General features: G+C 69.2%; 9 protein-coding genes and 1 tRNA gene. 2 read left to right on the top strand and 8 right to left on the bottom strand.

What is annotated here, in order from left to right:
• The first annotated feature begins 335 nt into the window (after positions 1-335).
• A complete protein-coding gene (locus D7V77_RS36945) occupies positions 336-1022 on the top strand; it encodes a hypothetical protein (RefSeq protein ID WP_120580952.1) in 687 nt (228 codons plus the stop codon).
• Between the two features lie 67 nt (positions 1023-1089).
• Here the strand turns inward: D7V77_RS36945 and D7V77_RS36940 are convergent.
• The 3 genes from D7V77_RS36940 to D7V77_RS36930 form a co-directional block, all read right to left on the bottom strand.
• Positions 1090-1162, bottom strand: a tRNA-Gly gene (locus D7V77_RS36940).
• 48 nt (positions 1163-1210) lie between these two features.
• On the bottom strand, positions 1211-1903 hold the full coding sequence (locus D7V77_RS36935; RefSeq protein WP_147452280.1) for a hypothetical protein: 693 nt from the start codon (positions 1901-1903) through the stop codon (positions 1211-1213).
• 90 nt (positions 1904-1993) lie between these two features.
• Entirely contained in the window at positions 1994-3955 is a 1962-nt protein-coding gene (locus D7V77_RS36930; protein ID WP_120580950.1) for an ABC transporter substrate-binding protein, read from the bottom strand.
• A gap of 212 nt (positions 3956-4167) precedes the next feature.
• On the opposite strand from D7V77_RS36930, the gene D7V77_RS36925 reads away from it, so the two are divergent.
• The gene (locus D7V77_RS36925) at positions 4168-5013 is read left to right on the top strand and encodes a discoidin domain-containing protein (RefSeq protein ID WP_233597463.1); all 846 of its coding nucleotides are present in this window, start codon (positions 4168-4170) and stop codon (positions 5011-5013) included.
• Positions 5014-5074: 61 nt separating this feature from the next.
• On the opposite strand, the gene D7V77_RS36920 is transcribed toward D7V77_RS36925, so the two are convergent.
• From D7V77_RS36920 to D7V77_RS36900, 5 genes are all read right to left on the bottom strand, one after another.
• Entirely contained in the window at positions 5075-5467 is a 393-nt protein-coding gene (locus tag D7V77_RS36920; RefSeq protein ID WP_120580948.1) for a zf-TFIIB domain-containing protein, read from the bottom strand.
• A 137-nt stretch (positions 5468-5604) separates the two neighbouring features.
• Positions 5605-6876, bottom strand: a complete 1272-nt coding sequence (murA, locus tag D7V77_RS36915) for a UDP-N-acetylglucosamine 1-carboxyvinyltransferase (protein WP_120580947.1) — start codon at positions 6874-6876, stop codon at positions 5605-5607.
• A gap of 55 nt (positions 6877-6931) precedes the next feature.
• Positions 6932-7795 (bottom strand): peptide chain release factor N(5)-glutamine methyltransferase, encoded by an 864-nt coding sequence (gene prmC / locus D7V77_RS36910; RefSeq protein WP_120580946.1) that lies wholly within the window; start codon positions 7793-7795, stop codon positions 6932-6934.
• Positions 7792-8883 carry a peptide chain release factor 1 gene (gene prfA, locus D7V77_RS36905; RefSeq protein WP_120580945.1) on the bottom strand — a complete coding sequence of 364 codons (1092 nt, stop codon included), beginning with the start codon at positions 8881-8883 and terminating at the stop codon, positions 7792-7794. Before prfA ends, prmC begins: the two co-directional genes overlap by 4 nt.
• A 283-nt stretch (positions 8884-9166) precedes the next feature.
• Positions 9167-10222: CapA family protein (locus D7V77_RS36900; RefSeq protein ID WP_147452279.1), on the bottom strand; the 1056-nt coding region annotated here is incomplete at its 5' end.

The following is a 10222-nucleotide window of genomic DNA, read 5'->3' as shown; positions in this document are numbered from 1 at the left end:
CTCGGCGCTGTGGCACCGTCACTTTGAGGTGGTTGCCGCTTCGGCTCATCCACCGCTCCTCCTGCCCTCCTGCAGGGCAGCGGTGGATGCTACCTCCCTAGGCAAAGATTTACCCCGGATGGCTTAGAAGTGCTGGCGGTTGTGGGGTTCGTCCAGGGCCCCGGGGACCACGTTGTGCTGGCCGCCGTCCCCAGGGGGCCGTAGAGGTCCATCGCCCTGGGTGAAGGGCGTGGTCTCCAGGACATGGAAAAAGATGGACCCCTGGAATCCGTGTGGAGCGTCCAAGGGGGCTCACGAATGTCCGTGAGCCACATCCACCTGCTCGAGGAGTTCCCATGACCGCTCGCCGTGCATCCTTCTTCCGCATTTCATCGAGCGCCGTTGTCGCGTTGGCCCTGCTGTCTGGATGCGGTGGCGGCCTGGCCACGTCCAACCCGCGCTACTTCACCGGCGGGAAGTGGAACGCCCTGGACGGTCCCTACGCGCTCACCCCCATGCTCGCCTGCGCCTACCCGGCGGAGGGCAACGACCAGGTGTACCGCAACCTCGAGGATGCCCTGGCTCCGGCGCTCTGGAGCGCGTACGGCAAGGACGTCGCCGAGGTTCAGGTGAAGAAGGTGAAGGGCGACAGCCCGTGGTGCGAGTCGTTCCCCAACATCGCCACCGACAACTTCACCGTCCCTCCCCGGATGAAGAAGGAACTGGCCGAGTACGTGAAGCAGTCCGGCGCCAAGGGGGTGATCATCCCGGTCGCGCACATGTACCGCTCGCCCATCATGCGGGAGATCGTGGCCGCGGACGAGACGCAGATTGGCAGCGTGGAGACCGATCGCTTCGGTGCTGACGGCACCGCGGGCCTCTTCGTCCACTACATCAACGAGAGCGGAGACCTCGTCTACACCGGGCGTTCGAAGACCCATGGCCTGGGTGTGCTCGCGGATCCGGTGGGCTACATGCGCGCCCACGCAGCGGACTATGCACAGCAGATGACGCAGAAGGCGCCCCCGGTCGCGCTCCAGTAGCCACCCCGCGCCCGAAACACGAAGGCCGGTGGTTCCGTGAAGGAACCACCGGCCTGTGTCTCTTCAGAGCGGCGGAAGGGATTCGAACCCTCGACCCCGAGCTTGGGAAGCTCGTGCTCTACCAACTGAGCTACCACCGCGGGTGATGCGCGAAGCGAGGCCCAAAGTAGGGGCGGGGCCCTGCCTTGTCAACGGGAAGAATCGCCTGGGTCTTCCAGTGGGAAGGTCTCCGCGCACGCAGGGCATGACGCGGTTCCTCCCAGGCACCGCAGCCAGGTGGCCGCACGGGAGTGGCCCGCGTGCAGGCTCAACGCGAGCAGCTGCTCCCGAGGCCCCGCCCCGTCGTCCGATGGGGCGGTCCGCTCCGGTGCGGGTGTCACCGGCAGGCGTTGGGCTCCGGGCTTGAATGCGGCGTTGGGCTCCGCCGAAATGCTCATTCCTTCATCTTCGGGAAGAAGGACCAGCGGGACACCGCACTTCGGACACTTCGTTTCCAACTGGTCGGCCGCGAGCCCGTCGATCTGGTACCCGAGCCGCTTCCATCCGGACAGGCCTGCCAGGGCCATGAGCAGGTGGAGATGGGTCGTCAGGCGAGGCGTGGCGACCCTCAGCTCTTCCAGCGCCAGCCGGCGTGCATGCGCGATGGCTGTCTGGAAGTCAGTCCGGAACTCCTCGGGCACGACATCCACTGGCCCTTCAAGCACCGTGATGCCAACGACGACCGCGCATTCCCGCCGCGTCACGGGCCCTGGATGCGCAAGGGCCACCTCCACGACGTGGGGGATCGCGGCATACGCACCCGAGCAGATCGATCCCGGGTGGAAGAGGGCCTCCCAGAGTCCACCCCACCACAGGCCTTCATCCTCGGGATGCTCCCTCAACTGGCGGAGCAATCCTGGGACGTGGGAGGCAGGGCCCTTGGCCGCCTCCAGTGCATGCCACCGTGGTGAGTCGAGTGGCAGCACGTCGGGCTACTCCCCCTCCTCGACGGTGAGCTGGTACGAGTCCTGGAAGTTCGCCTCGCGATTCTTCGCGTCGCGCACCTCGAAGACGTAGACGCCGGGCTCGGCGCTGTAGCGGATGGTCTCCGGCAGGTCACCCTTGGCGCGGTCGGACGTCTGCACCAGGGTCAGCTTTCCGTCCGGTTGCACCCGGTGCAGGTAGAGCCCCACGTCCACCTTCAGGATGCCCAGCAGCGTCGCGGTGATGGCCGTGCGCACCGGCCGGTCGGACAGGTCCACCCGGAAGAAGTCCACGTCCTTCGCCGGGTACACCGTGCCGCGCACCGCCTTGCCCAACGTCAGGTCCTGCGCGCGGTCGGCGGTGTTGTTGGGCTCGCGCTCCTCGCCGCCGTTGTCCGGCACCGTCGTCACGCTGATGCGGTAGGGCTGGTCCGCGTTCTCGAAGTCCTTCACGAACTTGCCGTTCACCTTCCGGAACGAGCCCTCCACCCGGAAGTAGCAGGTGCCGTTGCACGCCACGTTGTTCAGCCGCTCCGGCTCCTTGAGAGCGCCGTCGTTGGCCTTGAGGAGCACCGTCTCCTTCTGCCCGTCACCCTGCGGCGGCTCCACCATCGACAGCGTCAGGTCCAACCGGTCCACGCCCGACAGCTCCACCTTCGCCAGCACCGGCTCGCGCGTCGTCAGCACGTAGTTGTCCACGTCCGACTTGGGCGACAGGAAGCCCTCGCGGAAGCCCGCGCCCGTCAGCGGCGTGGCCTTGAGCAGCTCGTCGTTGGGCTCCAGCTCCGCGTGCGCCCCCGCCTCCTCCTGGGACACCGTCAGCGTGTAGGGCACCTGCGCGTTGTACGTGCGCCGCTGCGCCTTGCCCGTCCCCGTCCAGCCGCCCTTCACCACCACGTAGACCACCCGGTCCGTGGCCCTCACGCCGATGTTGCGCAGCGCGAGCGGCTCGCCCTCCTTGCCCTGCAGGGTGAAGAGCGGCGCCTCCGCGGCGGACAGCACCGAAATCTCCGGCCGCACGCCCTCCACGGCGGACAGCTCGATCTTCAGCGCCACCGACGGCACCTCCGGCTCGAGGGGCGGGAGGCCCGCGTCCGCCGCCTGGGCCGCCGTCGCCCCCGCCAGCTCTCCGGGCGCCGTGGGCGTCGCGCCCTCCGGCGGCTGAGCGGGCGGCTCTCCGCCTCCAAATGTGCCCTCGGGGGAGGGCGCCGCGTTGTCGTCGATGACCGGCGTCTCGTCCGGCACGGACGGCGGCGGCACGGCCGCGGGCGTCGAACCCGGAGCCGGCGCACCGGGAGCTTCGGGCGTCGCGCCCGGCGCCGGTGCGCCACTGTCCTGGACCGCGGGGACTTCACCCTCGGGCATGGCGGGGCCGGGCAGCTCCACCCGGTACCAGTCCTCGTCTCCGGAGTGCCCCAGGAACGCCGTCACCGTCTGCCCCAGCGGCAGCGCGGCGGCGTCCACGGCGCGGTCGTTGGGCTCGCGCTCCTCGCCGTCGTTGGGCTGGCGGTACTTCACCTCCAGCGTGTACGCCCCGCCCGTGCCCTTGCGCGCGGGCGACACCACCAGCCAGCGCTCCTTCTCCACGTAGAGGTTCGGAAGGCGCTCCCCCTTGCCCTCGCCCTCGCTGTTCACGCCCACCAGCCGGTTGCGGTCCTGGTCGTAGACGTCCAGCTTCACGTCCCCACCGGGCAGGCCCGTCACCGTCACGTCCGCGATGCGCGGGGTGCCGGGGGCCAGCCGGTACCAGTCCTCATCCAGCTTGTTGGGCTCCGCCGCCAGGCCGCCCGTCACCACGCTGTCGCGGGTAATCGGCAGCGCCTGGTCGGGCCGCTCGTTGGGCTCCTTCTCCGTGAGGGCGGAGGGGCCCGTCTCCTCCACGCCCGCGTCCGGCACCTCCGCAGGCACGTCCTTCTTGCATGCGGCCACCCCCAGCAGCCCCACGACACAGACCCAGCCCCAACGTCGCATCACGTCTTCCTCCTCGGTCGGTCCGCCTTGTCGGCCTGGGCGTGTCCGGGTGTCAAGCACCCCCAACCCCTGGCGGGCCGCTTTCATCCTCGCCCCCGGCACGTCACATGGACAACGCCAGGCCCTCCTTCGCGGCCCGCGAGGTCCGGTGGTGGCGGAAGGTGCACACCCGGACTGGAGCCCCGGGGTGGGGACGATCCAAGATGGGCCCCATGCGACGCCTGTCCCTGGCCTGCCTGCTGTTTGTGTCTCCGTCCGTCCTCGCCGCCGCGCCCGCCGCGCCCGGCTATGCCCAGGCGGAGGCCTGGCTGGAGAAGGAGGGGCGCCCGGACCACTACGTGCCCCTCAACATGCTGGACGGCCGGGACACCACCGTCTGGTGCGCGGAAGGGGAGAAGCCCTCCCACGTCTTCATCGGCTTCAAGGAGCCCGTCACCCTGGACGAGGTGCGCGTCTACACGGGCGACGGAACCTCCCGCGACGCGTTCAAGGCCAACGGCCGCGTGCGCAAGTTCACCCTCACCAGCGTGGACGCGTCCCGCAGCGTCACCGTGCAGGACAAGCGGGGCCTGCAGGCCGTGCCCCTGTCCCAGCCGCTGTTCGGCGCGCGCTTCATCCTGGAGGTCGCGGACCGCTTCCCCGGCGCCAGGGAGGACAGCCCGGTGTGCCTCACCGACCTGGTCCTCTACTCGGGCGGAAAGCCCCTCAACGGCCCCGCGCTGGCCACCCGGTACAAGTACGACGCGCGCGTGGCCCCGCTCGTGGGCACCTGGTTCGGCGGGCATGAAGGCGCCCCGGAGCGCTTCCTGTCCTTCTTCGTGGACGGCACCTGGCGCTTCTCGCTGGAGCCCCTGGAGACGCCGGAGCCCACCACCGTCGTCAGCGGCACCTACACGGTGTCCGGCAACAAGGTGACGTTGGACATCCCGAAGAAGGGCAAGGTGACGGCCCGCTTCGAGCGGACCGCCGCTGGCGAGGGGCCGAAGGCGGCCGCCGCGCTGTCGCTGGACGGGACGCTCCCCGAGGAGTGGGGAAGCGCCTTCCGCGGCAAGCCTTGAGAACGACCGGGCGCCTGGGAGAACCGGGCGCCCTCCGAGCCTGGGGCCTGGAGCCTGGGGCCTAGATGGCCGCCTTGGACTTCCGCTTCGCGTCGAAGTTGCGGAAGAAGGTGACCATCTCCTGCTCGGCGGCCTTGGCGTCCGCGGCGTCCGCGAACTCCGACTCCAGGAAGATGCCGCCGCAGGACTCGCAGGTGTCGTAGTGCAGCGGATGCTTCCGGTCGCCACCATCGATGCGTACGAAGTCCACCTGGCAGTCCGGGCACTGCCCTGTCAGGGCCTCCGCGTCGACCTTGCCCCCGAGTAGCTCCAGACCGGGCAGGTTGTTGTGAAGGAGGATGCGGCGCAGGTCCGAAACATCGGTCCACAGGCCTCCGCAGTCTCCACACTTCCGCAACGTCTCGTGATCTCCTTCGAGATCAGTCATCTCGACGCTGCAACCGGGGCAATTCATGGGGCGGCTCGTTCTCCTGAAAGGGGGGAGCGGAAGGTGCTCCCCAGTGAATGGAGAATGATAAGTCGCCCAAAAATTGGGATGCAACCCGTGCGGCGGCTTCTGTTGGCAACGTGCCGTCGGCCGGCCCCCTAGGCTCAGGCCCGCTCCTTCACCCGGCGGATGTCCGCCCCCAGGCCCCGCAGTTTGCGCTCCAGCCGCTCGTACCCGCGGTCCAGGTGGTAGACGCGGCTGACCTCGGTCTGCCCGTCGGCTCGCAGGCCAGCCAGGATGAGCGACGCGCTGGCGCGCAGGTCGGTGGCCATCACCTGTGCCCCGCTGAGCGCCTTCACGCCCTTCACCACCGCCGTGTGCCCCTGGATGGTGATGTCCGCGCCCAGCCGGTGCAGCTCCGGCACGTGCATGAAGCGGTTCTCGAAGATGTTCTCGGAGATGACGGACGTGCCGTGGCTCACCGTCATCAGCGCCATCAACTGCGCCTGCATGTCCGTGGGGAAGCCCGGGTGCTCCGTGGTGGTGATGTTCACCGACTTGAGGGACCTGGGCGCCTTGCAGCGCAGGCCCCCGCCCTCGGCGGTGATGGTGCAGCCCGCCTCGCGCAGCTTGTCGATGACCGCGTCCAGGTGCTCCGGCCGTGCGTGCTTCACCAGCACGTTGCCCCCGCTGATGGCCGCCGCGACCAGCAGCGTGCCCGCCTCGATGCGGTCCGGCAGGATGGCGTGCTCCACCGGGTTCAGGGAGTCCACGCCCTCGATGGTGATGATGGACGTGCCCGCCCCCTCCACCTTCGCGCCCATCTTGTTGAGGACCCGCGCCAGCTCCTCCACCTCCGGCTCGCGCGCGCAGTTCTCCATCACCGTGCGGCCCTTCGCGAGCACCGCCGCCATCATCACGTTCTCCGTGCCGGTGACGGTGATGACGTCGAAGTTCACCATGCCGCCCTTGAGCTGCTTGGCCCGGGCCTCCACGTAGCCTTCCGTCAGGTGGATGTCCGCGCCCAGCGCCTTCAGGCCCTTGAGGTGCTGGTCGATGGGACGCGCGCCAATGGCGCACCCGCCCGGCATGGACACGCGCGCCCGGCCGAAGCGCGCCACGAGCGGCCCCAGCACCAGGACGCTGGCGCGCATGGTCTTCACCAGGTCGTAGGGGGCCTCCGGGGTGATGTTCCCCGCGATGCTGATTTCACACGTGTCCGCCTTCTTGCCGGTGAGCCGCGCGGCCTCGCAGCCCATCGTGCGGAGCACCTCCAGCATCGTGGCCACGTCCGCCAGGTCCGGCACGTTGCGGAAGGTGGTGGTGCCATCCGCCAGCAGCGCGGAGGCCAGGATGGGCAGCGCCGCGTTCTTCGCGCCGGAGACCTCCACCTCGCCGTGCAGCGCGGTGCCACCCTTCATGACGATCTTGTCCATGTCTTTGACGTGCCTTCTCGTGCGTGCGGTTGCCGGGCCGCGTGTCCCGTGGCCGTCAGGCCGCGGGCTGTGTCCCGAACGCCATGCGTTCACGCCGTTCCAGGTCCTTCTCCACGCGCGCGTCGGAGTAGCCCGCGGCCCGCAGGAGCTCCAGGACGGCGCTTCCCTGGGTCTCACCCATCTCCAATGCAAGCAATCCGCCAGGCTCCAGCACCCGCCGGGCGCCCTCAATCACCCGCCGCAGCGCGACCAGTCCGTCCGGCCCGCCATCCAGCGCCAGCCGGGGCTCGCGCCGCACCTCGGCGGACAGCCCGGCGATGTCGCCCGAGTCGATGTACGGCGGATTCGACACCACCACCCGGAACGTCGCGTCCGGGGGCAGGGGAGAGAACAGGTCGCCCTCCAGCACGCTCACGCGCTCGGCCACGCCCAGGGCCTGTGCGTTCTCACGGGCCAGCGCGCACGCGTCCTTGGACAGGTCCGTGGCCAGCACCGTCGCCTGGGGCCGCTCCGCCGCCACGCTGATGGCGATGCAGCCGGAGCCCGTGCACACGTCCAGCACGCGGCTGGGCGCATCCTTCGGCACCGAGTGCAGCACCGCCTCCACCAGCAGCTCCGTCTCCGGCCGGGGGATGAGCACGCGCGCGTCCACCTTGAACGGGCGGTTGTAGAACTCCTTCGTGCCCGTCAGGTAGTTCGTGGGCTCGCCCGCCATCCGGCGCTCGATGAGCGCCTTGAAGGCGGCCAGCTCGTCCTTGGACAGCGGCCGGTCCAGGTCCACGTACAGGCGCACCCGGCCCGTCTTGAGCACGTGCGCGAGCAGGATTTCCGTCGTGAGCCGGGGCGCATCTACCCCGCGCTTCTCGAAGTGCCCCGTCGTCCAGGTGAGGAGCCGACGGATGGTCCAGACGTCGCTCATGCTTCGCTGGCGGGACGCCCGCCACCCGTCTGCGCCTTGAGGGCTTCTGCCTGGTAGTGGGTGCGGCAGGCGGTAATCACTTCGTCCACGTTGCCCACCATGATGGCCGGCAGGTTGTGCACGGTGAGGCCGATGCGGTGGTCGGTGAGCCGGTCCTGCGGGAAGTTGTAGGTGCGGATCTTCTCGCTGCGGTCGCCCGTGCCCACCTGGCCGCGGCGCATGGAGTCGCGCTCGTTGCGGATGCGCTCCTGCTCCATGTCGTAGAGCTTCGCGCGCAGCATGCGCAGGGCCATGGCGCGGTTCTTCCCCTGGCTCTTCTCCTGCTGGCACTTCACCACGATGCCGGACGGCTTGTGGATGAGGCGCACCGCGGAGTCCGTGGTGTTGACGCTCTGGCCACCGGCGCCCGTGGAGCGCATCACCTGCATCTCGATGTCCGCGGGGTTGATCTGCACGTCCACGTCCTCCGCCTCCGGCATCACCGACACGGTGATGGTGGAGGTGTGGATGCGCCCTTGCGTCTCCGTGGCTGGCACGCGCTGGACGCGGTGGACGCCGGACTCGTACTTGAGCTGGCTGAACACGGCGTCCCCGGAGAGCGTCACCGTGGCGTCCTTCACGCCGCCCGCGTTGCCCGCGCTCATGTCCAGGATGTCCGCCTTCCAGCCCTTGCGGTCCGCGTAGCGCAGGTACATCTGCATGACCTCTTCGGCGAAGAGGGCCGCCTCGTCGCCACCCGCGCCCGCGCGGATCTCCAGGATGACGTTCTTCTCGTCATTGGGATCCTTGGGCAGCAGGAGGATCTTCAGCGCGGCTTCCTGCTCCTCGCGCTGCTCCTTGAGGCCCGGCAGGGACTCCTTGGCGTAGGCCTTCTCGTCGGGGTCGGAGCTGGACAGCCACGACTCCACCTCCGACAGGTCCGCCAGCACCTTGCGGTAGCCGCGGAAGGTCTCGACGAGCCTCTCCAGCCCGGCGCGCTCCTTGGACACCTTCTGGAGCTTCGCCGTGTCGGCGAGGATATCGGGGTTCGACAGGTCGGCCGTGAGTCGCTCGAAGCGGCGCTCGACCTCTTCCAATTTGTCAATCATGCGTGGTTCCCGGGGCGTCTTGCCCCGTTGGGCGCCCCGTGGCAAGGGCCGAGGGCGTCAAGGAAAACCTTGGCCGTATGGGCAGCGGCATGTAGAACGGCCCCCGTCGCCGCCCGGTGCGGCTTGAATCACGCTCAACACGGAGTCCTTCCACATGGCCGCACAGAAGGGGAATCGTTCCAAGAAGAAGCTGAAGAACCGCGCCAAGACCCGGAAGGCGCAGCTGAAGCGCCGCCGCACGCGCTTCAAGCGCGGCCAGCGCAACAACAAGTAGTCCTGGAAGCTACTGCCCCCCTCTCACACTGGAGGAGGGGGGCGGCTGGCTCCCTGCTCCCCCGGCTTCCAACGCGGGGAGCATCCGCTCCAGCCCCGGCGTCCCCTGCGACGCGGTGCGCAGCAGCGTCATCACCCCATCGGCCTCGGCACCCGTGACGGGCACCGGCTGGACGGGGAACTCGGGGTAGCGGTCGGTCCTGAGGGGCAGCACGTCACTGGAGACATAACCCGTGGAGTCGAAGCGCGCCCGCCACAGGACGCTGCGCTTGTCCCGGGGGTTCCAGTTCCCGCCGAACACGAAGTTGCCCAGCGAGTAGAGCACCGGCTTGCCCTGGTACAGCTCCATGGACTGGAGCACGTGCGGGTGGCTGCCCAACACCCCCGCCGCCCCCGCGTCGATGGCCGCGTGCGCCAGCCGCACCTGATACGGCTCCGGGGTGGTGTTGCCCTCGATGCCCCAGTGGAAGAAGGGCAGCACCAGGTCCGCCTGGGCCTTCGCCGCGGCGATGTCCTCGCGCAGCATCCGCTCCATCACCTCCACGTCGGAGAAGTGCCCGGCCACACCCGGCGTGGTGTCCGTGGCGTAGACCTCCCGGGGTTCGATGTTGCGCGTGCCCAGGAAGAAGTAGCCCAGGAACGCGACGCGCAGGCCCCCCACGGTGAGGATGGCCGGGCGGCGCGCCTCCGCCAGGGTGCGGCCGGCCCCGAAGTAGGGGATGCGCGCGGCCTCCAGGGAGGTGAGGGTGTCCAGGAGCCCCTGGGCGCCGTAGTCCATCATGTGGTTGTTGGCCAGGCTCACCACGCCCACGCGGCCCGCGGTGAGCACGTTCACCAACTCCGGCCGCGCGCGGAAGTTGAAGTTCTTGGGCAGCTTCACCGTGCTGTCCGTGTACGGGCACTCCAGGTTCACGACGAACAGGTCGCCGGAGTCCACGATGGGCATCACCTCGCGGAAGCCGTACGCGAACATCTCCTCGCGCGTCCTCCCCTTGGCCACCTGATCATCGAAGTACTCCTCGTAGTGGTAGCCCACCGTCACGTCGCCGCCCACCAAGCGCAGGGC

The sequence above is a fragment of the Corallococcus sp. CA041A genome (assembly GCF_003612075.1).
Taxonomy (GTDB): domain Bacteria; phylum Myxococcota; class Myxococcia; order Myxococcales; family Myxococcaceae; genus Corallococcus; species Corallococcus exiguus.
This window is presented reverse-complemented; position numbering and strand designations above follow the sequence as displayed.